The organism is Aggregatibacter sp. 2125159857 (genome assembly GCF_017798005.1).
In the GTDB taxonomy this organism is placed as follows: Bacteria; Pseudomonadota; Gammaproteobacteria; order Enterobacterales; family Pasteurellaceae; genus Aggregatibacter.
Genome location: NZ_CP072548.1, coordinates 121,973 through 146,820 on the forward strand (window position 1 = coordinate 121,973; position 24,848 = coordinate 146,820).

General features: G+C 43.4%; 23 protein-coding genes. 14 read left to right on the top strand and 9 right to left on the bottom strand.

Features of this window, described 5'->3' with window-relative positions:
* The 6 genes from J5X96_RS00590 to J5X96_RS00620 all read left to right on the top strand — a co-directional run bounded on the left by J5X96_RS00590 (nt 1) and on the right by J5X96_RS00620 (nt 6,184).
* Nucleotides 1–363, top strand: a complete 363-nt coding sequence (locus J5X96_RS00590; protein WP_209363613.1) for a hypothetical protein — start codon at nt 1–3, stop codon at nt 361–363.
* 240 nt (nt 364–603) lie between these two features.
* Entirely contained in the window at nt 604–1,071 is a 468-nt protein-coding gene (locus tag J5X96_RS00595; RefSeq protein ID WP_245193466.1) for a hypothetical protein, read from the top strand.
* A 672-nt stretch (nt 1,072–1,743) separates the two neighbouring features.
* On the top strand, nt 1,744–5,049 hold the full coding sequence (locus tag J5X96_RS00600; protein WP_245193467.1) for a hemagglutinin repeat-containing protein: 3,306 nt from the start codon (nt 1,744–1,746) through the stop codon (nt 5,047–5,049).
* A gap of 3 nt (nt 5,050–5,052) precedes the next feature.
* Entirely contained in the window at nt 5,053–5,442 is a 390-nt protein-coding gene (locus J5X96_RS00610; protein WP_209363617.1) for a hypothetical protein, read from the top strand.
* Between the two features lie 14 nt (nt 5,443–5,456).
* The gene (locus tag J5X96_RS00615; protein WP_209363619.1) at nt 5,457–5,807 is read left to right on the top strand and encodes an EndoU domain-containing protein; all 351 of its coding nucleotides are present in this window, start codon (nt 5,457–5,459) and stop codon (nt 5,805–5,807) included.
* A gap of 2 nt (nt 5,808–5,809) precedes the next feature.
* Nucleotides 5,810–6,184: a DUF5376 family protein gene (locus tag J5X96_RS00620; protein WP_209363621.1), complete on the top strand. Its 375-nt coding sequence runs from the start codon at nt 5,810–5,812 to the stop codon at nt 6,182–6,184.
* A 229-nt stretch (nt 6,185–6,413) separates the two neighbouring features.
* Here J5X96_RS00620 and J5X96_RS00625 read toward each other — a convergent pair whose 3' ends face one another.
* A complete protein-coding gene (locus tag J5X96_RS00625) occupies nt 6,414–7,805 on the bottom strand; it encodes a DHA2 family efflux MFS transporter permease subunit (RefSeq protein ID WP_209363629.1) in 1,392 nt (463 codons plus the stop codon).
* 10 nt (nt 7,806–7,815) lie between these two features.
* Nucleotides 7,816–8,322, bottom strand: a complete 507-nt coding sequence (gene mobB, locus J5X96_RS00630) for a molybdopterin-guanine dinucleotide biosynthesis protein MobB (protein ID WP_209363631.1) — start codon at nt 8,320–8,322, stop codon at nt 7,816–7,818.
* A gap of 207 nt (nt 8,323–8,529) precedes the next feature.
* On the opposite strand from mobB, the gene J5X96_RS00635 reads away from it, so the two are divergent.
* Nucleotides 8,530–9,195 (top strand): YitT family protein, encoded by a 666-nt coding sequence (locus tag J5X96_RS00635; RefSeq protein ID WP_209363638.1) that lies wholly within the window; start codon nt 8,530–8,532, stop codon nt 9,193–9,195.
* Here J5X96_RS00635 and J5X96_RS00640 read toward each other — a convergent pair.
* Complete coding sequence (locus tag J5X96_RS00640; RefSeq protein WP_209364722.1) at nt 9,139–10,179, bottom strand: glycosyltransferase family 9 protein; 1,041 nt, start codon at nt 10,177–10,179, stop codon at nt 9,139–9,141. The two genes, J5X96_RS00635 and J5X96_RS00640, sit on opposite strands and share 57 nt — an antisense overlap.
* 309 nt (nt 10,180–10,488) lie before the next feature.
* Here J5X96_RS00640 and gltS point away from each other — a divergent pair, with 309 nt between their 5' ends.
* Nucleotides 10,489–11,697, top strand: a complete 1,209-nt coding sequence (gltS, locus tag J5X96_RS00645) for a sodium/glutamate symporter (RefSeq protein ID WP_021616868.1) — start codon at nt 10,489–10,491, stop codon at nt 11,695–11,697.
* A gap of 57 nt (nt 11,698–11,754) precedes the next feature.
* Here the strand turns inward: gltS and J5X96_RS00650 are convergent, their stop codons facing one another.
* Nucleotides 11,755–13,221 carry an aminoacyl-histidine dipeptidase gene (locus tag J5X96_RS00650; protein WP_209363640.1) on the bottom strand — a complete coding sequence of 489 codons (1,467 nt, stop codon included), beginning with the start codon at nt 13,219–13,221 and terminating at the stop codon, nt 11,755–11,757.
* Between the two features lie 114 nt (nt 13,222–13,335).
* Here J5X96_RS00650 and gpt point away from each other — a divergent pair, with 114 nt between their 5' ends.
* From gpt to J5X96_RS00665, 3 genes are all read left to right on the top strand, one after another.
* The gene (gpt, locus tag J5X96_RS00655; RefSeq protein ID WP_021616013.1) at nt 13,336–13,800 is read left to right on the top strand and encodes a xanthine phosphoribosyltransferase; all 465 of its coding nucleotides are present in this window, start codon (nt 13,336–13,338) and stop codon (nt 13,798–13,800) included.
* A gap of 252 nt (nt 13,801–14,052) precedes the next feature.
* Nucleotides 14,053–15,219: a murein hydrolase activator EnvC gene (envC, locus tag J5X96_RS00660; RefSeq protein WP_245193496.1), complete on the top strand. Its 1,167-nt coding sequence runs from the start codon at nt 14,053–14,055 to the stop codon at nt 15,217–15,219.
* Entirely contained in the window at nt 15,216–16,043 is an 828-nt protein-coding gene (locus tag J5X96_RS00665) for a divergent polysaccharide deacetylase family protein (protein ID WP_209363642.1), read from the top strand. The genes envC and J5X96_RS00665 overlap by 4 nt, the downstream gene beginning before the upstream one ends.
* Nucleotides 16,044–16,056: 13 nt before the next feature.
* Here J5X96_RS00665 and J5X96_RS00670 read toward each other — a convergent pair whose 3' ends face one another.
* Nucleotides 16,057–17,592: a YifB family Mg chelatase-like AAA ATPase gene (locus tag J5X96_RS00670; protein WP_033002516.1), complete on the bottom strand. Its 1,536-nt coding sequence runs from the start codon at nt 17,590–17,592 to the stop codon at nt 16,057–16,059.
* Between the two features lie 113 nt (nt 17,593–17,705).
* Entirely contained in the window at nt 17,706–18,320 is a 615-nt protein-coding gene (gene yihA, locus J5X96_RS00675; protein WP_209363644.1) for a ribosome biogenesis GTP-binding protein YihA/YsxC, read from the bottom strand.
* 139 nt (nt 18,321–18,459) lie between these two features.
* Here yihA and J5X96_RS00680 point away from each other — a divergent pair, with 139 nt between their 5' ends.
* Together J5X96_RS00680 and J5X96_RS00685 are read left to right on the top strand one after the other, a co-directional pair.
* Nucleotides 18,460–19,335: a DUF535 family protein gene (locus tag J5X96_RS00680; protein WP_209363645.1), complete on the top strand. Its 876-nt coding sequence runs from the start codon at nt 18,460–18,462 to the stop codon at nt 19,333–19,335.
* A 63-nt stretch (nt 19,336–19,398) separates the two neighbouring features.
* Nucleotides 19,399–20,286, top strand: a complete 888-nt coding sequence (locus J5X96_RS00685; protein WP_209363647.1) for an RsiV family protein — start codon at nt 19,399–19,401, stop codon at nt 20,284–20,286.
* A gap of 88 nt (nt 20,287–20,374) precedes the next feature.
* Here the strand turns inward: J5X96_RS00685 and J5X96_RS00690 are convergent, their stop codons facing one another.
* Together J5X96_RS00690 and J5X96_RS00695 are read right to left on the bottom strand one after the other, a co-directional pair.
* Nucleotides 20,375–21,091 (bottom strand): MgtC/SapB family protein, encoded by a 717-nt coding sequence (locus J5X96_RS00690; protein WP_209363648.1) that lies wholly within the window; start codon nt 21,089–21,091, stop codon nt 20,375–20,377.
* A 4-nt stretch (nt 21,092–21,095) separates the two neighbouring features.
* The gene (locus tag J5X96_RS00695; protein ID WP_245193497.1) at nt 21,096–21,710 is read right to left on the bottom strand and encodes a pseudouridine synthase; all 615 of its coding nucleotides are present in this window, start codon (nt 21,708–21,710) and stop codon (nt 21,096–21,098) included.
* Nucleotides 21,711–22,035: 325 nt separating this feature from the next.
* Here J5X96_RS00695 and J5X96_RS00700 point away from each other — a divergent pair, with 325 nt between their 5' ends.
* On the top strand, nt 22,036–23,097 hold the full coding sequence (locus J5X96_RS00700; protein ID WP_209363652.1) for an MBL fold metallo-hydrolase: 1,062 nt from the start codon (nt 22,036–22,038) through the stop codon (nt 23,095–23,097).
* A gap of 106 nt (nt 23,098–23,203) precedes the next feature.
* On the opposite strand, the gene pckA is transcribed toward J5X96_RS00700, so the two are convergent.
* The gene (gene pckA / locus J5X96_RS00705; protein ID WP_209363654.1) at nt 23,204–24,820 is read right to left on the bottom strand and encodes a phosphoenolpyruvate carboxykinase (ATP); all 1,617 of its coding nucleotides are present in this window, start codon (nt 24,818–24,820) and stop codon (nt 23,204–23,206) included.
* Nucleotides 24,821–24,848: the final 28 nt, after the last annotated feature.

Sequence of the window (24,848 nt, forward strand, 5' to 3'; positions counted from 1 at the left end):
ATGAAAATAAGATTTTTATTCTTAATACCCTCAATCTTATTGCTTACAAGCTGTAGTGGATGGTTTCAACCACTTCCACCACATGATCATTGGCGCTTACATAATGCAGATGCATTATTCCCTGAATCAGATCCTAATGTTTTAACTAAATATGTTGATAGAAAAGAAAAAGATATGAAGGATTGCGGTATGGATTATGTGGTAGGAGAAAGTGATAATCCGGAGGTAAATCTTTGTTTAGAGAAAAAAGGTTGGTATCTAGAAGGTGGTCCAATCTGTGAAGAAAAAACAATGTGGAATAGACCTGCATGTATTCAATGGCGAAAAAAACACAGCAAGCCTGATGCTAAGCCTTGGCAGTAATTAACAAAGGTGCTTAAAAGTGCGGTCAATATTCAGTGAATTCTAAAATCTCTTGAATATTGACCGCACTTTTCTAAAGGCAAGATCTGCCACCAGATAGCGCGTCTCCTGACGCGTGCTTGAATCTAACTAAAATAGACAAACTGAATAAAGTTGTTAATGAAAATAGTAAAAATCTGAATTGCGAAATTGATGTTTTAGGCACGCGTTAGGAAATGAGTGCAATCGTGAGGATAAATGATGGCTTATCATGTTTCTTTAGTTAATACGGATAAAAAAGATATTTCTTCTAAACTAATCATGAATAAAGAAAAGTTTAGAGCGTTTTTATTTAAAGAATTCAACATGAAGGAAGAGATAAATAAAAATGGAACTTTAGAGTTTTATTATGATAAAGATAATCCTTCTTTTACTCTTTTTTATACAGAAGGTATTGAAGGTGAATATTACATTAATACCACGGATGATAAGCATATAGAAAAGCTAATAGCTATTGCCGAAAAATTAAATGATGGTACTAGGGTTCGTGGGGATGAGGGTGAGACATATAACTCTTTAGAGGATATATATATCCATCCTGATGATGAATATTTATTTAAAAATACAACAAAGGAAAAATGGTTTTATTTTTTTAGAAACCCTTCTATAAAAATAGGTATTTTTATAGGGATTATTGTTTGTCTTATACAAATTTTATTTTTTAAATAGTAGCCCTTAGATAGCGCGCATCTCCTGACGCGTGCTTGTATCTATCTAAAAATAAACAAACTGAAATTATTCATGAAAATAGTAAGAATCTTAATCAAACGAAATCAATGTTTTGGACACGCGTCAGGAGGCGCGCGCCATTGTGGGGTATCCGGCTAAGTTTGGAACGGCAGTAGATTCTTTTACTAGCGAATACTTAAATCAGAAATTAAATAATAATGAAAAAAAAATATAAAAAATCAGATTGGAGGTGTTTACAGTGATAAGTAAGATTCTCCAGTATTTTATTTATTCTGTTTTTCTATCTGTGATTTTATCTGTAGGGGATTCTATATTTTTAATTATTATGTCTTTTATAATTAATGGAGGATATATTTCTTGGGAGGAGGTAAGAGAAATAATTATTTTTTGTTTTAAAGGTTTCTTTTTAGGTACTCCTTTGCTCTTGTTATCAATAATAATTTCAAATAAAGTGAGAAAGTAATTATTAATGATAGTAATCCAAAAGATAGCCCTCTTAGATAGCGCGCGTCTCCTGACGTGTGCTTGAATCTAACTAAAATAGACAAACTGAATGAAGTTGTTAATAAAAATAGTGAAAACCTGAATCAAACAAAACGGATGTTTTTGGCACGCGTTAGGAAACGCGCACTATCTGGGAAAAAATCAGGCGTGCTGGGCGGAGGAGGCCTAGGGGTTACGTTTGGTGCCCAAAAGCAAACGCTAGAAAGCGATAAAACGAAGTTTTATGCACAGGGCAGCCAAGTGGGGAGCTTAAACGGCAACACCACCCTCATCGCAAAGAATCATTACACCCAAACGGCAAGTCAGGTGAGTGCGGTGAACGGAGATGTCAATATTTTGGCGAAAAAAGTCGATATTAAAGCGGCAGATGATAAATATGAAACCAATACCAAACAAACCTTTGAGCAAAAAGGGGTAACCCTTGCCGTCACCTCTCCGATACTATCCGCCCTACAAGCCGTGCAAGGGACGGTGAAATCCGTTGAGCGCGTCGGTCAAAGCAAAAATGACCGAGTCAATGCTATGGCGGCGGCGAACTCGGCGATGGATGCCTATCGAGCCGGACAAGCGGTGGGACAGGCAGGAAAAGCGATGCAAGAGGCGATGGAAAATGGCAGTGTGGATTCCGTCGTGGGAGCACAAATCACTTACGGTCAACAAAAGAGCGAATCACGCACGCATACTGAAGGCAAAACCGCAGCCAAATCACAAGTGAATGCCGGCGGCAAGGTGAATATTGTTGCCACAGGGGCGGGCAAAGCCTCCAACATCACGATTCAAGGTTCGGATGTGTCCGGCAAACAAGGGACCTTCTTGGGGGCGGACAATGACATCAACATCACGGCAGCCGAACAAACGCACAAAGAGCGCAGCACCAATAAATCGAGCGGCTTTAATGCGGGGGTGGCGATGAAAGTGAGCAATGGTGCGGCTGTTGGGGCTACTTTAGGCGGTAATTACGGCAAAGGTTATGGTAATGGTGATGAAACCACTTATGTGGCTAGCCATGTAGGTGATAGCCAAAGTAAAACCGTGATTCAAGCCGGTGGCGATGCCAATATTATTGGTAGCCAAGTGAAAGGCAAGCGTGTAGAAGTCAATGCCCAAAACCTCAACATCGAAAGCTTGCAAGACACCGCCACATACAAAGGCAAACAAATGAACGTGAGTGGGAGTGTGACAGTGGGTTATGGCGCATCCGTTGGAGGTAGTTTCAACAAGTCAAACATCCATGCCGACCATGCGAGTGTGAATGAACAAGCCGGCATCTATGCAGGGGATGAGGGGTATGACATCAACGTCAACCATACGGATTTAAAAGGCGGTCTTATCACCTCGACACAAAAGGCGGAGGATGAGGGTAAAAACCGGTTTAGCACGGGCACGATAACGCATTCGGATATTGAAAACCACTCAAACTATAGCGGTAGCAGTTTTGGTGTGAGCGGCAGTGTGGCAGCGAATTTTGATACCCCATTGGGTAAAGAGGGGCAAGCACAAAGTAGTAAACAGGCGACCGATAGCAAGGGCAATCCGGTTTATTTAGATAAAAACGGCAAGGAAACGGTCAGTGCGACCGACACGGAGGGCAATGCCAATCGTGCGAAATCGGCAACCGGTTTGGCCTCGTTGCAATCTACCTTAGGCCTCGGCTACGGCTCAGATAAAGAAAGTCAATCCGGTACAACGAAAAGTGGTATTAATACTTCGAATATTGAAATTAGAGACCAAGCAGGACAACTGGCGAAAACCGGTGAAACGGTTGAGCAGACGCTAGATAGCATTAAAACCGATGTGACTACGGATAATGCAGAGCAGCATGCCGGCAAGTTGGAAAATCACTTTGATAAAGACAAGGTACAAAAAGAGCTGGATTTACAACGCGACGTCACCGAGCAGTTTGGCAACAACCTAAGTCAAGGAGCGGCCTTGATTATCGAAAAACTGAGCGAAAAAGCCCGCAAACAAAAATATGAGGCGGCAGTGGCATTAGAGCAAGCGCAAAAGGCGGTTAAAGAAAACGATTCGGAAAGTAACCGCACTTTAGAAAGACAAGCTCAAATGCAGTTTGATAAGGCCGACCAAGCAGCCAAGGAATGGGAAACCGGAGGACGCCAACGTCGACTGGTGGATTCGGCCATGAACGTACTGAGTACCGCACTTGCCGGCAGACCGGCTGCGGAAGTGGTGGCTTCAGGCTTATCCCCTATGGTAAACCATCACATCAAAGAAGCCACAAAAGGCCAAAGTGATGCGGTCAATTTAACTGCCCATGCATTGTGGGGAGCTGTGGAGGCTTATGCAGGCAACCGTAATGTTGCCGCAGGTGCTGCGGGCGCTGTGGCAGGCGAAGCTGCCGCCAAGGTTATCGCCGAAACACTTTATGGCAAATCCCCGAATGCGTTAAGCCAAGAAGAAAAACTCACGGTCTCCACATTAAGCCAAGCGGCGGCCGGCATAGCCGGTGGGGCACTGGCGAACAGTTCGGATGGCGTGGGCATTGCCGCACAAACAGCGAAAGGAGCGGTGGAGAATAACTTCTTTGACCAAGCGTATAAATCCACGGATTATGCTAACGGTTTAGTCGCAAATGCCACAGTGCAAACTCAGTTAAGCGAAGCGACGCGTCAAGCTGCGGAAGAATTTGAAAAAGCGCATCCTGAATTGGTTAAAAACTTAAGAACCACGGGTGATGTAGGTGCATTTTTAGCGGACTTTACGCCGATAATTGGAGATATAAAATCCTTTGTAGAAGCGGAAAATGGTATTGACTATGCGTTGGCAACAGTAGGGTTGATTCCCGGTGCGGATGTTGTCACGAAGCCGTTAAAAGAGGCGAAGAACGCACTTAACATGGCGAAAGCTGCGGAAAAAGCAGGGAATGTTGCTGAGGCGATTAAGTATCAAAAAGAAGCCGCTGACCATATTAAGAGTTCGGTAAATGGGTTTTATGAGTCGAAGAACATCGCCAATCTAGGAGGAAATCGAAATAAAGGATTAAATGAAAGAATTTCTAATCGCCAAAAAGATCATTACATCAACGAACAAGCAACTAAAAATGTTCATAAGGTCACTGCGCCAATTGATTTTGATGGGCATATATTAAATGTTGAGGTCTCTAAAAGAGGCAAATTGGTCGGTGGACATAGTATTGCCAATGGAAATGTTCATGTGATTTCAAAAGGTAGTCCAAATTCAGCAGGCGTATATGAAGCAAAAATTCAATATACGAATCCAGAAAATGGAAAGGTTCTCACTAAAAATTCAACGATGTTCCCTGATAGCTGGTCAGCTGATAGAGTAAAATATGAGGTTGATATAGCGTATAAAAATAGAGTTGAGTTTGTCGAAAAAGGAAAAACTATGTGGAAAGGATTAACACCAAGTGGTGTAGAAGTAAAAGGATATAAAGAACCTAAAACTACAGTTTATCCAGTTATGGGAGACAAGTAGTATATGATAAATGTAAAATTTAGTTGGATTGATATGTGGAAAGATGGATCTTTAGAACCATATTGTTCTATTCTAAATATAAACGAAGATCTAAATATAACTCATTTTTTAATTGATGATGAGGGATTAGGTATAAGCCATTTACAAAAATGGATAAAAAATGGTCTTGAAGAGATTGATAAAATATCTAAAAAAGAAATTCTTGAATATGATATGTGGGGGCAAACCTTAGGTGCGCTAATCTCGTTAAATAAAGTAACTATTTATTGGGGTGATGAAGAATATCCTGATGATTATCTTGAGTTTGACCAATTTAAGATTATTTTATCTAAGTGGTATGACTTCTTACTATCTGAACCTAATATAAGTAATGAAGTTTATTTTTCAGTTTAGATTAGAGGTATTTTATGACAGTCATGATTGGTGGCCATTCCGCTTTAGGCAATATCCGAGTTGATCAGATATTATACACTTATCCAAATGGCGTATATCTTGCACAGATTTCCGCTTTTGATAGTGAAACTAATCAATATATTGCGAAGACCAATAATAATGGCGAGACTTTAATGTTTCCCCAAACGTGGACGGCAGATCGTATCAAAGTGGAAATTAATTCTGCTTATATGAATCAAATTGATGATCTGGATCCCATTCGTAAAGCTGAAGGTATGTGGGTTGGCATTTCAAATTCAGGCGTACGTGTAAAAGGTTATACCTATCCTGTCGTCACGGCTTTTCCAAGTGCTGAGCAGGAGTGAAGATGAAACTTATTTTTACGTATATTCAGCATAAAGGGCAAATTATTCCAACTTGCCATTTAGAGGAAAATCACCAACTAAATCCATTAACCGGTTATTTGAATGATCCAATGGGAGGTCCAAATTATTTCTCTTTTTTAGATCATTCATTGTCAATCTTAACAGATGAGACGATTCAAGAAGCAGATATTTCATCCAATTCTTGGTGTGTTGAAGTGATGAACGATCAAGTGAATTTTTATTTTCTCTTTGCCCAAGAAGAGGAGTCACTTTATCTCACTTTACCCCGTGGAATAATGATTGATGTGCTAAGATTATGGCTGATTTTCCGAAGTCAAGAACCCGAAGAAGGCTTAACACAGCGGTTAGAATTTTAAGTTGAAAGTGCGGTTGATTTTCAAAGAGTTTTAAAACTTCTCGAAAATTGACCGCACTTTAAATTTACCCTGTAGCGTGCATCTTGATGCACGACCTATCCCCCTCATACGCGTATTTCCATTTCGTGCAACAAGTTGCACGCTACGAGGCGACCTATCCCCTCCATGCGAGTGTTTTCATTCGTGCAACACGTTACATGAAATGTGGGGAATGGAGTTTTGATATCGTCTATTTCCGGTGAAAATTTCCTGCGCCATCGCTTTTTTTGAGGTAAAGCAATGTCCATAGCAAGGCTATGCCGAAGAGAGCGGAAGTGAGGAACGTGTAGCTGAATGCCTGTTGCAGTTGCTCGCCTTGTTCGCCGATAACATGGCGGTAACGATCTAAAATGACGGCAGAGACGGCGATGCCGATGCTGATGCCGACTTGTTGGATGACGCTGAGGTACGTGGCGCCTGTACTGGCATTGTGGTCGCTGAGTTCACAAACGGTGAGGGTGTTGATGGCAGTGAAGATAATGGACATACAACAACCATACCATGCCAAGATGCAAACAAGTAGCCATAATCCAGTGTGTTGATGAAGTAGGCTCATAGCAACAACTGCCAGCGTCGTAGAAAGTGCAGTGGAAATGAGCGTTGTTTTGTAGCCGAAACGCGCTAAAACTTTGCCGGCAAAGGATTTCGTGATAATGGAACTGAGTGCGATAGGCGCAAGTAACCAGCCGGCAATATCGGCGCTGTAATGGAAGACGAGCTGTAACATCAGAGGCATGAGGAAAGGAATGCCCGAGGCGGTTAAACGGATAAAGATGTTGGCAATCATGCCGATGCGGAACGTGCGAACCTGAAAGACATTCAGCGGTAATAAGGGATTTTGGGCACGTTTTGCGTAGTAATAATAAAGCAAAAAACTGATGAAACCGATGCTTAAAATTGCGGTGGTTATCCCCGGATTGACACGCTCTTCCGACAGCAAATCTAAACCGAGGGTAACGCCTGCCAAACCGCCAGCGAATAAGATGAAGCCGCGCCAGTCTAACTTATTTATTTTTCCTGTGCTATTTGGCATATAACGGCCGGCAAACAATATGCCGAGTACGCCGATGGGAATGTTAATTAAGAAAATCCAATGCCATGTGGCGTGCGTTACCAACCAGCCGCCCACAATAGGCCCTAATACGGGACCGATAAGTCCCGCCATCGCCATGGCGTTCCAAGCGGCAACCAACTGGGTTTTAGGGACATTCCGAATGATCGTTAAACGTGCGACAGGCATCATCAACGCACCGCCCATGCCTTGCAAAATCCGCGACCAAATCAAAGCGTTTAGCGAATTTGCCATGGCGCAAGCCACCGATCCCAACACAAAAACCCCCACGGCAGCACGGAAAACATTTAACGTACCATATTTATCTGCCATCCAGCCGGTGAGCGGAATAAACAAGGCGACCGTAAGTGAATAGCTGATAATCGTCATTTGCATTTCTAACGGCGATTCATTCAGGCTGGCGGAAATCGCCGGCAACGCGGTATTGAGAATCGTTGCGTCAAGGGATTGCATAAACAATGCCATGGCGGCGATAAGGGCAAGGTGTCGGTAATGTTGATGCTGACTCATAAAAATACGCTTAAATTTCACCGCACTTGTGTTGGTACCACGCCGCAATAAAGTCGGCAATTTGCTCAATGTGATTGATGTCTAAAACCGGTTTTTCGCAGGCTAACGAATAATCGGTCGCCACGGCAAGAACATAGTCGTCAAGCGCCGGCAATGGCTTTGTCATCCCTTGGCGATGAAGTAAAATTTTTTCAATCGGCTCTTGCTTAAAGCCTTCCACCAACACAAAATCGGTTAATGCACGATCAAATTGTTGGCTTAAATAAGACAAAGAGACACTTTGTGGCGTTTCCGTCATTAACGCCCAACGTTGATCACAGGCCATAATCACTTGCGCCGCGCCCGCTTCTTTCATGCGCCAACTGTCTTTGCCTTCTTTGTCAATTTGCGCATTGTGGTGACTATGTTTAATCACGGCAGGGCGTAAATTGCGCTGTTGCAATGCCGGTAACAGTTTTTCTAATAATGTGGTTTTGCCGCTACCGCTGTAACCGGTAATGCCAAGCATGGGAAGCATAGGTGATCCTTAGAGAGGGTTGAATGAGATCGATTATATAACAACCTGAGGCAGAAAAGGAATTCACCAACATGGAGGCGTTTTTAGTTTTCTCTTGCGTTTTAGCGTACTTTCCGCGTAGTTTGTTGTAACATATCTTCCTTCTTAAGGCATTGTCGAATAGGATGCCTTAATCCGTACCCGAATAATCGCGAGTAATATTACGCCATGAAAAAACCGCACGTGTTTCCACATACCTCTTGGGCTGCCAAATCGCTCTGGTCGATTGAATTGAAATCCCTCAGCGTTTTGCTATGCGCCTTGACGGTCATTGGATTCGGCGAGGGGTTGCTATTGCTGTCGGATTTAGGCTCAGCGCCTTGGACGGTATTATCCCAAGGCGTAGCGACACAGGGTCAATTTAGCGTAGGTTGGGCCTCTTGGATGATCAGCCTCATTGTCATGTTGGCGTGGTTTCCGTTAAAACTCAAACCTGGGCTTGCCACCGTCATAAACATTTTTGTGATTGCGTTTGTTTTGGGCGTAACGACCTATTTACTGCCAAAACCCACCGCACTTTATGCCCGTTTTGCTTATGCCATTGTGGGCATTTTGTTGTTCGGCATCGGCACCGCCTTTTATTTAACCTGCCACCAAGGCTCCGGCCCACGAGATGGCTTAATGGTCGGCTTATGCCAACATTTTCATTGGAAAATCGGCATCGTGCGCACGTCTATTGAAGTGTTGGTCTGTGTGTTCGGGTTCCTACTTGGCGGCGTATTAGGCATTGGCACGCTCATGTTTGCCTTCGGCATTGGTTGGGTGGTGCAATACACCTTATTTTTTATCAGCCGCGTGCCATATTTTCGTCATAAAACCGATAATTTCCTCTAGCTTTTCCTCAATCTTAATTTGCGTTAAATCCGTTTGGCTGGTTTTATCATTCGGTGGGCAGAACGCTAAGTGCTTATGGGCATCATTAATCGGCTGCCAACGCAAAGGCGTCGCGGAACGACGGCTTGGGTAAAATCCGATGGTCGGTACGTTTAACGCACCGCTTAGGTGCAACGGTCCGGTGGAACCGGCGATAAATAAATCAGCACAAGCTAAAGAATGCGCAAAATCCACCAACCCTTTATTTTTATCATAAATCACAACGCGTGGATCCTGCACTAATCCCGCTAATTCATGGGCTTTTTCACTTTCAGTTGGGCCGGCGGTTAAAATCACATAGACATCCAAATGGCACAAGAGACCTTGGATTAATTGCGCATATTGCGTAAGCGACAAATTATTGGCAGAGCCGCCGGAGCCACTGTGTAGAAAAATCCATTTTTTCGAGGTATCGATCTGGAGCTGGTCGCACAAAAATTTACGCTGAATATCCACCGCACTTTGCTCAAAGGAAAGATACGGTGTGCGTGGCTCAACCACAGGGATTTTGTGATCGCGTAAAAATGCACGCGCCAAATCCAAGTTATATTCAAATTCTGGCTTGGCCGATTGAGAACGGCGTTGCGTTAAACGATGATTATAAAAAAACTGTACCCATTTGGTCGCTGGTGCCAAGCGGTAAGGAATACGGCATTTCCACGCTAACTTGGCGTTATGTGTATTGGAAAAGAAGCTGATCATCGCATCAAATTGCCGTGCTTTAATCTCACTGACAACGCGCTGAAATGCCATTTTGTCGTTTTTAGGTGCATCAATGATGACATCATCTAAATAAGGGCAAGTGCGCGCCAGCTCAGCCGTGTAAGACGGCACAAGTGCGGTCAGTTTTAGTGATGGATCCGATGCTTTTAACATCGCAAACGCCGGCCACGCCAACATAAAATCGCCCAATTTATCGTTTCTGATCACTAATACATTCATGATGAAGTTTCCATTCTTTAGCCCAAATTGGGCGTATTCTAGCCCGACTGCGACAGATTAAAAAGATTTATGCCAATGAAAATCGCCTAATTAACTAATTGTAAAATAAATGCAACATTCGTCACATTTTTGTTAAATTCCTTGAATTTCCCCTGAAAAACAACGGATTGCCTATAGAAGTGATGAATTTTTTCTGTTACATTGAAAATCCTTTCCTGATAGATAAGAAAAATTTATTTATCACATAAATTTTCCTATTGTTAAGCCTTCAATATGGATTGAGGTCAATAACCATCAAAAAGAGGACAGTCTATGAATTTTAATACCTATGAAACCCTCGCATTAGCCGGCTTTGTGCTGTTGCTTGGGTATTTCCTTGTAAAACGTATTTCCATTTTAAAAAACTATAATATTCCTGAACCCGTTGTCGGTGGTTTTTTAGTCGCAATCGCATTGACCGTGTTATACCAAGGTTGGGGCATTTCTTTTACATTTGACACCAACTTACAAACTGCCATGATGCTTGTCTTTTTCTCTTCTATCGGGTTAAGTGCAAACTTTGCTCGCTTAGTAAAAGGCGGCAAGCCGTTAATTATTTTTGTTATTGCGGCCGCAATTTTAATCGCTTTACAAAACATCTTAGGCATCGCAGGTTCTTTATTGCTGAATATTGATCCGGCCTATGGTTTAATCGCCGGTTCCGTTACCCTCACCGGGGGGCATGGTACCGGTGCGGCTTGGGCGAAAACCTTTACAGAAACTTTCGGATTACAAGGCGCCACTGAATTAGCCATGGCTTGTGCCACCTTTGGTTTGGTGTGCGGCGGCGTGATTGGTGGCCCGGTCGCGCGTCATTTATTAAAGAAAATGCGTCGTGATGAAAGCCCTGAAAATGATGAACATAGCGATATTCAAGAAGCTTTCGAACATCCAACGTTCCAACGTAAAATTACTACCCGCTCATTAATTGAAACCATCACCATGCTTGTTTGTTGCTTATTGGTCGGTCAATTTTTAGATGCGCAAACTAAAGGCACGGCATTAGCCTTGCCAACCTTCGTATGGTGTTTATTTACCGGTGTAATCATTCGCAACACCCTTACCCATGTGTTTAAATTTAACGTGGCGGATTCCGCCGTGGATGTCTTGGGTAACGTCGGCTTATCTTTATTCCTTGCCATTGCGTTAATGTCTCTAAAATTATGGCAATTAGCCGGATTAGCATTACCGGTGATGATTATTTTGGCGTTACAAGTGATACTCATGGCAGCCTTTGCCATTTATGTAACCTATCGCATGATGGGGAAAGACTACGATGCAGTGGTGTTAAGTGCCGGTCACTGCGGGTTTGGTTTAGGGGCGACACCAACAGCCGTTGCCAACATGCAAGCCATCACCAGTCGTTTTGGACCGTCTCACAAAGCCTTCTTAATTGTTCCGATGGTCGGTGCGTTTTTTATTGACTTAGTGAATGCCGCCTTGTTGAAAGTCTTTATGGTGGTTGTCACTGCCTTACATTAATATTGTAAAAAAACAAAAACCCTATTGAGGCATCAATAGGGTTTTTATTGTTTATTTTTATGCGTTTTTCACCGGAATTTCCGCTAATAATTTGGTGATTAACGACCAATAAATTTGTACCGCTGGAATATGGACTTTTTCATCCGGCGAATGGGCATTTTTAATGGTTGGACCGATGGATACCATATCCATATTCGGATAGATTTTCTTCAACAAGCCACATTCCAAACCGGCATGAATGACTTTAATTGCCGGCTCATAGCCTAAAACCTCTGCATAAATTTTGTGAGTTAAATCCACAATTTCAGAATGCGCTTGTGGTTCCCACCCCGGATAATTGCCGGCAAATTCTACGTTTGCGCCACTTAATGCTGCTAATGATTTCAACATTGTAGCCACATAATCTTTACCACTTTCGATTAAAGAACGCACTAAAATCGTGGCTTTCACTTGTGTGTCTTCCGTTTTTAGTACGCCGACACTTAATGAGGTTTCCACCACATTGTCTAACACATCGCTATTGCGAATCACGCCGTTCGGTAACACATTCAACAAATGAATAAGACGTTGGCTGTCGGCAACAGAGAAAGTTTGCGCTGCTTTTTCGGCGGCTTGTAATGTCAATGTGAGGTTCGGTTCAATTAATGCCAGTTCGGTTTTTAATAAAACGTTGAAATTTTCCACCGCACTTTTTAACGTGGCAACATCACCATCAAAAGCCAAGGTTGCAAACGCTTCACGCGGAATCGCATTGCGCACAGAACCGCCACGAATATCGCTTAACGCAAAGGTAAAGTGCGGTTGATTTTGTAAAAATTCTGCTAAGAAACGTGCCAAGACTTTAATGGCGTTGGCGCGTCCGGTGTGAATATCGCAACCGGAGTGGCCACCACGAAAACCTTTTAACACCACTTGATAGCTGTGTGTGAATGTGTTGTTTTCATATTGAATAGGAAACGTTACGTTTGCATTTTCACCACCGGCACAACCGACATAAATTTCGCCATTTTCTTCCGTGTCGGTATTGATCATGATTTCACTTTGTAACCAATTTGCGCGTAAGCCAAGGGCGCCTTCCATGCCGCGTTCTTCGGTCATGGTGAGTAACACTTCCAAATCCGGATGAGCGATATCGTCGCTGTCTAAAATGGCTAAAGTGGACGCCATGCCGATGCCATTATCCGCACCTAAAGTAGTGTTAGTAGCGTGAACCCATTCGCCATCAATGTAAGGCAAAATCGGGTCGGTAGCGAAATTATGGTGGCAGCCTTCATTAGCTTGCGGCACCATATCTAAATGGGCTTGTAGGGCAACTTTTTTGCGGTTTTCCATCCCTTTTGTCGCCGGTTTACGAATTAAAACGTTACCCGCTTCATCACGTTCTGCATAAAATCCTTTACCTTTTGCCCAATTCACAATGAATTCCGCCAGTTCATTTTCTTGATAAGACGGATGCGGAATGGCACAAATTTGATCGAACCATTTCCAAAGTGAATTCGGACTGAGTTGTTGTATTTCTGACATATTTCCTCCTTAAAAATGAGTGAAAATAATAGCATAAAATGCCATTTCAGGTTATCCTAACGCCATTTTATTTCTTGGGCTATGCGCCACAAAAATCCTGAAAGGTGAATATTTATGAGTGAAAAATACGTTGTGACGTGGGATATGTTTCATATGCACGCACGAAAATTATCCGAACGCTTACTTCCCGCTTCTCAATGGAAAGGCATTGTTGCTGTCAGTCGTGGCGGCTTATTTCCGGCTGCCGTATTGGCCCGTGAGTTAGGCATTCGCCATGTGGAAACCGTGTGTATTGCCAGTTATAATCATGACAAACAAGGCGAATTGCAAGTGTTACACGCAGCACAATTAGACAATGGCGGTGAAGGTTTCATCGTGATTGACGATTTAGTGGATACCGGCAACACCGCTCGCGCCATTCGCGAAATGTATCCGAACGCCCGTTTTGTTACCGTTTTTGCAAAACCGGCCGGTGCGGAATTGGTGGATGATTATGTAGTGGATATTCCACAAAATACGTGGATCGAACAGCCTTGGGATATGGGTATTTGTTTCGTTCCACCATTGGCTCGAAAATAATGTAAAAAGCCACCGCACTTTTTATTCATCGCGCTGGATAGTTTAGTCTATCGAATGCGCTATATAAAGCCCGCCGATTAGCCTGATGCTAAAAAGTGGGTTTTTATTTTTAATGACAAAGAAAATATATTAAAGGTTGCAATGATGATAGAGAACTCATGCCGAAAGATTAAAACAGAAACGACGCTTTTTTCTCGCTATCGTTCATCTTCCATCAAAACACTGCCAATATTGACCGCACTTTTCTGCGTTATGCCTTTGGCTTTTGCTGCGCAAGGGGATAATTTGTCAAAAATTCATCAGCAAATTCAACAACAAAAACAGAAAATTGAGCAGCAAAAGCGGGAACAGCAGAAACTACAGAGCACATTAAAAACTCAAGAAAATCAGATTAATTCGGTGATCGGGCAATTACGTCAAACGGAATCGGATTTAAAAGAAATTCGCAAAACGATCAGCGATACTGATAGACAAATCAAACAGTTACAAAAACAAGAAAAAGAGCAAAAAGCAAAATTGGCGAAGCAGTTGGATTCCGCTTATCGTTCCGGTGCTAACCCTTCGGTGGCGGAGCGGATGCTGTCTGATAAAGGGCAAAATGCGGAACGCATGAAAGCCTATTATGCCCATTTGAATCAAGTGCGAATGGCATTAATTGAGGATTTAAAGCAGACGCAGGAACAACTGGCGAAACAAAAAGCTGCCATTGCAGAACAACATAAAGAACAACAAACACAGCTTGCCGATCAGAAAAAGCAACAACAAGAATTGCAAAAAGTGCAGAAGGAACGGCAAAGCACATTGAACCAACTGAATCAAAATTTAACGCGTGATGAAAATAAATTAGAAGCGCTGAAAGCGAACGAAAATGCGTTGCGCCAAGAAATCCAACGGGCGGAACAGGCGGCGCGCCAGCAAGAACAACGTGAGCGTGAGGCGTTAGCACAGAAAAAACAGGCGGAAGAAACCAAACATCGCAAGCCTTATCAACCAACAGCGCAAGAGCGCCAACTGCTGAACAGCACTGCCGGATTAGGCACTCCGAAAAAACAATATGGTTTTCCGGTGGCGGGCAAAGTCGTGAACAGTTTTGGGTCTGCGCAAATGGGCGAATTACGCTGGAAAGGTATCGTGATTGCGGCAGGTGCCGGTACGCCGGTGAAAGCCATTGCCGACGGGCGGGTGATTCTGGCTAATTGGCTGCAAGGTTACGGCTTAATGGTGATCGTGAAACACGGTGAGAGCGATTTGAGTTTGTATGGCTATAACCAATCGGTCGCGGTGAAAGAAGGGCAGCTCGTGAAAGCCGGCCAAAAAATCGGTGAAGTGGGCAATAGCGGTGGTCAATCGAAAAACGGATTGTATTTTGAGATTCGTCGCAAAGGCGTGGCAGTGAATCCGTTAGGTTGGTTGCGATGACCTTAGCAGTCAGAAAAACGTTGTTGTTGGTGACCGCACTTTTGGCAGCGTCCTTTGCCTATTCTGCTAAGCTTGCCATAGTGATTGACGATTTAGGTTATCATGTAAAAGAAGACGAACAAATTTTGGCGATGCCGAAAGCGGTGTCGGTGGCGATTATTCCGGCAGCGCCTTATGCCAAACAACGTAATCAACAAGCGTCCCAACAAGGGCGTGATATTCTCATTCATATGCCCATGGAAACGGTGTCTAAAATGAAAATTGAAGACGGCGGATTGCATTTGGGAATGTCGCAAGGGGAGGTGAGCCATCGGGTGCAAACAGCTCACAATATTGTTTCCAACGCCATTGGGATGAACAATCACATGGGCAGTGCGGCCACGGCAGATGGGCCTTTAATGACCAAATTAATGACCGAACTTCGTGAGCGTCATTTGTCTTTCCTTGATAGCCGTACCATCGGCCGCAGTGTGGCAGGTAAAATTGCGAAAGAACAAGGTGTACGGACGTTAGATCGGCACATCTTTTTAGACGACAGTGATGCGTTTGCTGATGTGCAACAACAATTTCAAGCCGCCGTACAATATGCGCAGAAACACGGCATCGCCATTGCCATCGGGCATCCGCGAAAAAATACCATTGCCGTCTTGCAAGCGGGCATCGCCAATTTGCCGGCGGACGTTCAGCTTGTTTCTATGGGCAGTTTGTGGCGAAATGAAAAAGTCGCCCCGCCAAAACCTTTTATACTTCTCTTTAGCGAAATGCCTGCCCCGACCTCCACTCCACCTTATACCGCAGTGCCATTGTTACGTGGCATGCCTTAGTCTTGTCGTTTAGTTACACAGATGCTTTAGAAAGCTTTTGTAACAGCCTATCCATCGCACGATAGCCAAGAGCTTCTGCTAAGTGTCGCTGGTGAATGTGCTTTTCCCCTTCTAAATCCGCAATGGTGCGGGAAACTTTCAGTATGCGGTGGTATGCCCGCACAGACAGCCCGAGTTTGGTCAACGCATTTTCTAAAAATAACGCGTCTTTCTCTTCCAATTTGCAATCCCGTTCAATTTCTTTGCTGGTTAAATGGGCGTTAATTTTGCCGGCACGTTGCAGTTGAATGGCACGGGCGGCTAAGACTTTCTCTCTCACTATGGCACTGGATTCGCCACGATCACCACTATTTTGCAGACTCCCTTGCGGCAGCAATGGCACCTCAATAGATAAATCGAAACGATCTAAAAATGGGCCTGATAGGCGATTTAAATAGCGCATGATTTGTTGTGGCGATGTGCGGTTATGGGTACCTTGATAATGCCCTGTCGGGCTGGGATTCATGGCGGCAATCAGCTGAAATCTTGCCGGAAATTGAATCTTGGCATTGGCGCGAGAAATGATGATTTCACCACTTTCTAACGGCTGGCGTAGGGCGTCTAACACCTTGCGTTCAAATTCTGGCAGTTCATCTAAAAACAACACGCCATTGTGTGCGAGGGAAATTTCCCCGGGTTTTGGAATCGAACCGCCACCTACCAATGCCGGTGTGGAAGCGCTGTGATGAGGCGCACGAAAAGGACGCTGTTTCCAGTTGTGAAAATTCAGTTCATTTTGTACAAGGCTTGCAACCGCGGCAGTTTCAATGGCTTCTTGATCGGTCATTTCCGGCAGTAATCCCGTTAAGCGACTGGCAAGCATGGTCTTTCCTGTACCGGGCGGACCTAAAAATAACAGATTGTGCTGTCCTGCTGCGGCAATCATTAAAGCGCGCTTAGCATGTTGTTGTCCGATGATGTCTGTCAGATCTTTGGGATTTTCAGGGAAAAAATCCACCGCACTTTGAGTTTTGATGTCGCCGGCAAGAGGTAGCTCCCCTTGTTCATTAAGAAATTGCACCACATCTAATAAGGAATTGGCGTAATAGGTTTCTTGCTCAGAAACCAGTGACGCTTCGTTGGCATTGCCTTGTGCAATAATGCATTTTCGCTTGGCTTGTTTCGCCGCCAGAATCGCAGGGATGACGCCATGCACGGCACGCAGTTGACCAGTCAGGGCAAGTTCGCCGATAAATTCAAACTGTTTTAATTTTTCCGGATCGATATAACCAAAGGCGGCAATCATACCAATCGCAATAGGCAAATCAAAACGTCCGCCTTCTTTGGGTAAGTCTGCCGGGGCGAGGTTGACGGTAATGCGCTTGGCAGGATATTTGAATTCAGCATTGAGCAACGCACTGCGGACACGATCTTGGGCTTCTTTCACCGTTTTTTCCGGTAACCCAACCAGCGTAAAACTTGGCTTACCGTTGCTCAAATGCACCTCAATGGTAACCAGTGGCGCTTGAACGCCCATGGAGGCGCGGCTGTAAACGATGGCTAAAGACATATTGGGCTCCGTAATGCTGAAGAAAAAGGCGGAGCGCCAAAATAAAAAAATTGCGAAATGAAAGAAATTCACACCGCACTTTTTTGCGATCAGAATCGCAGAAATGGCTTTTTTTAGGCAAAAACCGGCGCAAACCACGTATCTAATTTAGTGGCCAAGCGATCAATCCCGGTGCGTTTCAAGGCTGAAAACGCCTCCACTTGAATGTCACCTTGGAACGGTAAAATCGCTTCACGCACCATTTTGACTTGTTTGCTGCGTTCGCTTTGGCTCAGTTTATCCGCTTTTGTAAGCAGTAATAACACCGGTTTTTCAGAGGCCACCGCCCATTCAATCATTTGCTGGTCCAAATCTTTGAGCGGATGGCGAATATCCATCAAAATCACAATTCCGGCAAGGCATTCGCGTTTTTGCAAATATTCACCAAGGGCTTGTTGCCATTGCAATTTCATTTGTTCCGGCACGGCAGCATAGCCATAGCCCGGCAAATCCACTAACTTGCATTGTGGCTCCACCTCAAACAAATTGATGAGCTGGGTACGCCCCGGGGTTTTTGACGTACGAGCAAGGTTTTTCTGATTCGTTAAGGCATTCAGTGCCGTTGATTTGCCTGCATTAGAGCGGCCGGCAAAAGCGATTTCAACGCCACTGTCTTCCGGCAGACTTTTGAGGTTCGGTGAACTGGTTAAAAAATGAGTTTTGTGATAATTCAGTTTAATCTCTGACATGATGTGCTTTGTATGCTAGGTGATAAATTGCCGGCTAGGATACTTTATCAACCGCAAAAAAACGACAAAAAAATGCAAAAAAGGGGAGATTATGCGAAAATGCGCTCCAACTTTATTTCTATTTTGATTGTGGCATCCAATGACTCAACACGCTCTTTATCAATGGCCTCATCCTCTCGCTTTGTATCCGGATCGAGGTAAAAAATCGTATCGCATGAAACGCTTACGTTATCGCTTACGCTCCCTTCTTCACCGACAAGCCATTAAAAAATTTGAATATTTTGTCAATCAGAACGCGTCGCTCGTGCCTCTGCTAAATACCCGCCCGGATTTTAGCTATCCCTTGGCGCACCGTTTCTTAGATAAACGCTTTAGTGCCAAACAACGCTTGGAGGCCATGTGCGACAACCTGACATTTTTACCGGAAAAATTGACCGCACTTGGTTTGCCGCCGTTGTGGCAACACGCCATTTCTTTTGGTGAAGTGATTCCTGACTTTGAGCTTAAATTAATGCTTAGCGAACATCAGCCAATGGAAGGGTTTTGGACATTGGAACTGATTCATTCACCAAGCCAAGAATTGGTGTATTTATTGACTTTCGGCAAAGTGCAACAGGCGCTTTTAATTGCGGTGATTCAAGGGCCAAATTTTGAAGGCTCAAAAGATATGGTGAAATTGCTGACGAAAAAGTGCCATGGCTTGCGTCCGGCTTATTTGATGGTGGAAGCTATGAAAGCCCTGACCAAAGTATTGGGTTATTCCGCTTTGTGGGGCATTCCGCATAAGTATCAAAACAAATCCCGCATTGTGCAAAGCAAACGTTATGTGGTGGATTATGATGCGATTTTCGCAGAATCTGCCGGCACATTAAAAGATTATTGGGAATTGCCATTGCATTTTGAAACCAAAAATATGGACGACATTCCAAGCAATAAGCGTTCTATGTACCGTAAACGTTATGCCATGTTGGAACAATTACAAGAAAATATGGCGACTGCACTTAAAGTGCGGTAGAAATTTGACGCAAAAATACGTTTACTTCCCCCCATTTTCTCTCACAGGGAGATTAGAAATTTTATGAAAAAATTATTCATCGCTGTTTTAGTTGCTGGCGTGATGGGACTCACAGCTTGCCATGATAAAGACACCCAAAAGCAAGCAGAAACAATCGCCCAATTAAATGAACAGGTTGCGACCTTGCAAAAACAGGTGGCTGATTTAGCGGAAAATCAAATGATTCGCGTAGAACCGGAAGTGCTATTTCAAAAAACAGAAAAAATTCCTTCCTCCACGAGCGAGGGAAACGATCAGGAATGGCATCAAGTGCAATTTGATATTACCACGTTAAAAACGTCTTCAGATTGGTTAACCGAGTTATTATTAAATGAAGTCATTAAACGGTTTGGCGTAGATAAAAATATAAAAATCGATAATAAACAACAATTTATCGAATTTTTACAACATAATATGGCAGACGCACTCAAAGAGGCGAAAGAATACGAAATGTCAGCCTATGAAACCCAAATGCTGACCGAATATTTAGGGCAACGGGAAAATATTGCCACGTTTACCATTTTCTCACACAATTATACCGGTGGTGCACACGGTCTTTATGGGACGGATTTTGTCCTTGTGGATTTAAAGAAAAAAGTAGTAATTAAAGTGGAGGATATTTTCGTTAAATCCGCACAAGATAAATTAAAATCTTTATTGTGGGAGAGATATAGAAATCAATATCGCAATGAACAAGGTGAGCTTATCGAACCGTTTATGTCAAAAGATGATTTCTATGTCAGTGAAAATGTCTATTTTTCTCGTGAGGGTATTACGTTTGTTTATCCGCCCTATGCATTAGGATCTTATGCTGAAGGGGAAAAAGAATTGACCCTGTCATTTTATGAAAACGATTTAAAAAGCATATTAACCCCTGAATTTCAATTTTTAGCCAAAGATACGCCCGAATAAATCGGCATAAAAAAAGAGTTGATATATCAACTCTTTTTTATATCCCATCATCAATACATGATGATATTCTGCTAATTATTCGGAATGGTTAATTCTCGACTTCTAAATGAAGAATATTCGGTGATTGTTTTAATAATGCATATAATTCATGTGCGGTTTCTTTATTATTCATTGCACAACGGAGCGTTAATTTTGTTTCACCGTTGCCCTGATCTTTAATATTCATATTTTCAATAAGATGATGATGTGCTTTTAATAACAAGATAAATTGACCAATGGCTTCAGCGGAAGAAAGCGTGGCGCTAATGCGTGTTTTTCCTTTCTTTTCGTGGCGGCGAACCCATTTATGCACATAAGGACTTAAGCGAATCGCAACAAGGATCATCATCGTGGCAATAAGTGCATCAAAATAAAATCCCGCCCCTGACGCAATGCCAATACCTGCCGCCGCCCAAATGATCGCCGCCGTAGTTAACCCCGAAATGGCATCATTGTGTTTACGCAAAATCACTCCGGCACCAAGAAAACCGATGCCGCTAATCACCTGTGCCGCCAGCCGCATAGGATCGGTGCGGATATTTTCAGACACTTGGGCATAATGCTCGGCAGATTGAATGGAGACAATGGTTAGCACGCACGTCGTCACCGCAATAATCATGCACGTTTTCACGCCCACCGGTTTGGCTTTGAGTTCTCTTTCTAAGCCGATAATTCCCCCAAGCACCATGGCAAAGAGGATTTTAATGAAAATGAAGACATGGCTGTCTTGGGTAAAATCGGCAATAAATTGTGTTAAGTCTGTCATGGTTTTAGTCGGTCAGTTGCAGTAAGTGATAAAGTTGTTGAAGCTCGGTTGTGGTTAAAGTGCGGTAACTTTTCGGCGGTAAATTTTTAACATCAAAGCCGGCTTGCCGATAACGAATTAAACGTAATGTAGGGAAACCAATATGGGCAGTCATTCTGCGGACTTGTCGATTTTTTCCCTCGTGAATTTGAATTTCTAACCACGAGGTTGGAATCTGCTTCCGTTCACGAATAGGTGGCACACGCGCCCATAAAAAATCCGGCGGCAAAATCGACCGCACTTTCGCCGGTTGTGTCATGCCATCTTTTAACAACACGCCTTTACGCAGTTGTTCCAACGCCTCTTCGTTCGGAATGCCTTCCACTTGCACCCAATACGTTTTCGCCATTTTAAATTGCGGATTCGCCAAACGATGTTGAATCTCCCCGTTATTTGTTAAGAGAAGTAAGCCTTCGCTGTCTTTATCCAACCGCCCAATGGGATACACATCAGGAATATCAATAAAATCCTTCAAGCTGGCACGCCCCTCGCCATCGGTAAATTGGCTGAGCACATCAAAAGGTTTATTAAATAAAACCACCTTTGTTTGCGAAAAACTTAAAGAGGGTTTCCACAGCATTTTGCCTTTTTTTCTAAAGATTTTCGTTATGCCTTGCTTGGGTGTACGTAAATGAGGCCTTTTCATCACGGAGGCTATCCTCGTTATTCAAAAATTGCGCTTAATCTTACTCTTTTCTTTTTAAAAAGAAAGACTTCAAGGCGAACCACGTTAGCACCGCTAATGAGTGAAAATGCCTTATTTTCAAATTACCATGCCGGAAACAGGTATTTTTTTATGCTTGTTACCCTGAGGGTTAACGTGATTTTATTTCATTCGCTGAGCGATTATTTCAGAAAAGTTGGCATATAATGGAAACATTGATGGGTTCATTGACATGGTAACGATGACACACAAAAAGCAACGGGGAATGTTTGGCTATGTCGCATGTCGAATGGGGCGTTGGCTTTATGCTAAGCGTTATCCTCATTATTCTACCGCCGAACATTACGATCCTCACACCCGCACTTTTTTTAATGCTGAAGCGAGAAGACCAGTAGTTCACGCCGCCAGTGCAATGTGGAAATTCATTTTTCAGGAAAAATCGCTGCATCCTCCTGAGCCATTGCCCATTCTTAAGCCGGATTGGACAACCTTTTTAGCTCCGGCACCAAAAGGCCGCTTTATTTGGTTTGGTCATTCGACGTTAATGATGCGTCTTGGCACTCAAACGATTCTGACCGATCCGCTGTTTGGCAAAAGTGCCTCGCCTCTGCCAGTGATGATGCATCGTTTCCAAGATCCTCCTGCTCATATTGAAGAGTTACCGGCGATCGATGTCGCGTTGATTTCCCATAATCATTATGATCATCTTGAGCGGAAAAGCATACGCACTCTTGCTAAACGCCAGTGCCATTTTATTGTACCGCTGGGAATTGGCGTTTTATTACAACGCTGGGGTGTGGCACCGGCACGAATTACCGAGTTAGATTGGTGGGACAGTGTGGAATATAACGGGGTACGTTATACCGCACTGCCTGCACGCCATTATTCCGGGCGCGGTGTATTTGATAATAGTAGAACACTGTGGGCCAGTTTTGTGATTCAACATAAAGAAGAGCGGTTTTATTTCCATGGTGATTCTTCTTATGGTCAGCATTTTGATGTAATCGCCGAACGTTTTAACGGATTTGATATCGCTTTCATTGAAAATGGACAATATGATGAGCGTTGGCCGGATAACCATTTATTTCCTCATCAAACGGTTGAATTAGCCGTTAAGTTAAATCCGAAACGATTTATGCCGATTCACTGGGGCGCTTATCCTTTGGCATTGCACGCCTGGAATGAGCCGGTATTACAAAGCATTCCAATGGCGCAGAAGTTGGGGTTAAATCCTTTGACGCCGTTAATTGGGCAAGTTTTTGATGTTGATACGTTAACGTCCAGCTGGTTTCAAAACACTTAGTGTTTTCAGCGAATTGAATTCAATATAAAAAAACGACCATCACATCATGAATGTGATGGTCGTTTAATTTATTTTTTAATACAACGTCTTGCAGTGCGCCAGACAATTATGCTTTAGGGCCAGCTGCAATTAGCGCTTTACCTTCAGCATTTGTTGCATATTTTTCGAAGTTCTTCACGAAACGACCGGCAAGATCTTTCGCTTTTGCTTCCCATTGTGCTTTGTCTGCGTAAGTATCACGCGGATCTAAGATAGCTGGGTCAACACCTGGTAAAGCGTTAGGAATTGCCAAGTTGAAGATTGGTAATTCGCCCATTTCAGCTTTTTCGATAGAACCATCTAAGATAGCATCGATAATACCGCGAGTATCTTTAATAGAGATACGTTTACCTGTACCGTTCCAACCGGTGTTCACTAAGTAAGCTTCCGCACCTGCCGCTTGCATACGTTTAACTAATACTTCCGCATATTGAGTTGGGTGTAAAGTTAAGAATGCTGCACCAAAACAAGCTGAGAAAGTTGGGGTTGGTTCAGTGATACCACGTTCTGTACCCGCTAATTTTGCAGTAAAGCCTGATAAGAAGTAGTACTTAGTTTGTTCCGGTGTTAATTTAGAAACCGGTGGCAATACGCCGAATGCGTCTGCCGTTAAGAAAATCACTTTAGTCGCATGACCTGCACGGGAAACCGGTTTAACGATGTTATCGATGTGATAAATCGGATAAGACACACGCGTGTTTTCTGTTTTAGAACCATCATCGAAATCAACAGAACCATCAGCACGCACAACTACGTTTTCTAATAACGCATCACGACGGATTGCGCGATAAATATCCGGTTCATTTTCTTCAGAAAGGTGAATAGTTTTCGCGTAGCAACCACCTTCAAAGTTGAAGATACCCACATCGTCCCAACCGTGTTCATCGTCACCGATTAATTCACGTTTAGGATCGGTAGAAAGGGTTGTTTTACCCGTACCGGATAATCCGAAGAAGATTGCTACGTCGCCCTCTTTACCTACGTTAGCGGAACAGTGCATTGCACCAACGCCTTTAAGCGGTAGGAAGTAGTTCATCATGGAGAACATCCCTTTCTTCATTTCACCGCCGTACCAAGTACCGCCGATTAATTGAACACGTTCAGTCAAGTTAAAGGCAACAAAGTTTTCAGAGTTCAAACCTTGTTCTTTCCAGTTTGGGTTTGTGCATTTAGAACCGTTCATCACCACGAAACCGGGTTTGAAATCTTTTAATTCAGCTTCTGTCGGACGAATAAACATGTTTTTCACGAAATGTGCTTGCCATGCTACTTCTGTCACGATACGTACCGCAATGCGGTCTTGTTCGCTAGCACCACAGAAACCATCAACCACAAATAGGCGTTTACCGGAAAGTTGTTTCGTCACAAGACCTTTCAGACTCACCCAAGTTTCTTGGGTCATTGGTTTGTTATCGTTTTTCGCTGCATCGGAATTCCACCAAACGGTGTCTTTTGTGGTGTCATCCAACACAATATATTTATCTTTCGGTGAACGACCGGTAAAGATGCCGGTATCCACAGCCACGGCGCCGGTTGTGGTCAACGTACCCTTTTCAAAACCCTCTAAGCCCGGTTTGGTTTCTTCTTCAAATAATTGTTCATAACTTGGGTTATAAACAACCTCTTTGATATCATGAATACCAAGTGCTTCAAGTTCTTTAATCACTTTACTTAAGTCAGTCATAGATCACCTCGTTGTGTTAAAAGTACTA

Bases quoted from the DNA above. Each gene is read 5' to 3' on its own strand.
- yihA (WP_209363644.1), bottom strand. From the start codon at position 18,320: ATGTCAGAGATTAAACTGAATTATCACAAAACTCATTTTTTAACCAGT.
- mobB (WP_209363631.1), bottom strand. From the start codon at position 8,322: ATGCTTCCCATGCTTGGCATTACCGGTTACAGCGGTAGCGGCAAAACC.
- J5X96_RS00685 (WP_209363647.1), top strand. From the start codon at position 19,399: ATGAAAAAATTATTCATCGCTGTTTTAGTTGCTGGCGTGATGGGACTC.
- J5X96_RS00690 (WP_209363648.1), bottom strand. From the start codon at position 21,091: ATGACAGACTTAACACAATTTATTGCCGATTTTACCCAAGACAGCCAT.
- J5X96_RS00615 (WP_209363619.1), top strand. From the start codon at position 5,457: ATGACAGTCATGATTGGTGGCCATTCCGCTTTAGGCAATATCCGAGTT.
- J5X96_RS00695 (WP_245193497.1), bottom strand. From the start codon at position 21,710: ATGCTGTGGAAACCCTCTTTAAGTTTTTCGCAAACAAAGGTGGTTTTA.
- J5X96_RS00650 (WP_209363640.1), bottom strand. From the start codon at position 13,221: ATGTCAGAAATACAACAACTCAGTCCGAATTCACTTTGGAAATGGTTC.
- J5X96_RS00610 (WP_209363617.1), top strand. From the start codon at position 5,053: ATGATAAATGTAAAATTTAGTTGGATTGATATGTGGAAAGATGGATCT.
- J5X96_RS00635 (WP_209363638.1), top strand. From the start codon at position 8,530: ATGAAAAAACCGCACGTGTTTCCACATACCTCTTGGGCTGCCAAATCG.
- J5X96_RS00700 (WP_209363652.1), top strand. From the start codon at position 22,036: ATGACACACAAAAAGCAACGGGGAATGTTTGGCTATGTCGCATGTCGA.
- J5X96_RS00625 (WP_209363629.1), bottom strand. From the start codon at position 7,805: ATGAGTCAGCATCAACATTACCGACACCTTGCCCTTATCGCCGCCATG.
- J5X96_RS00670 (WP_033002516.1), bottom strand. From the start codon at position 17,592: ATGTCTTTAGCCATCGTTTACAGCCGCGCCTCCATGGGCGTTCAAGCG.
- J5X96_RS00595 (WP_245193466.1), top strand. From the start codon at position 604: ATGGCTTATCATGTTTCTTTAGTTAATACGGATAAAAAAGATATTTCT.
- J5X96_RS00620 (WP_209363621.1), top strand. From the start codon at position 5,810: ATGAAACTTATTTTTACGTATATTCAGCATAAAGGGCAAATTATTCCA.
- gpt (WP_021616013.1), top strand. From the start codon at position 13,336: ATGAGTGAAAAATACGTTGTGACGTGGGATATGTTTCATATGCACGCA.
- J5X96_RS00590 (WP_209363613.1), top strand. From the start codon at position 1: ATGAAAATAAGATTTTTATTCTTAATACCCTCAATCTTATTGCTTACA.
- pckA (WP_209363654.1), bottom strand. From the start codon at position 24,820: ATGACTGACTTAAGTAAAGTGATTAAAGAACTTGAAGCACTTGGTATT.
- envC (WP_245193496.1), top strand. From the start codon at position 14,053: ATGCCTTTGGCTTTTGCTGCGCAAGGGGATAATTTGTCAAAAATTCAT.
- J5X96_RS00665 (WP_209363642.1), top strand. From the start codon at position 15,216: ATGACCTTAGCAGTCAGAAAAACGTTGTTGTTGGTGACCGCACTTTTG.
- J5X96_RS00680 (WP_209363645.1), top strand. From the start codon at position 18,460: ATGACTCAACACGCTCTTTATCAATGGCCTCATCCTCTCGCTTTGTAT.
- gltS (WP_021616868.1), top strand. From the start codon at position 10,489: ATGAATTTTAATACCTATGAAACCCTCGCATTAGCCGGCTTTGTGCTG.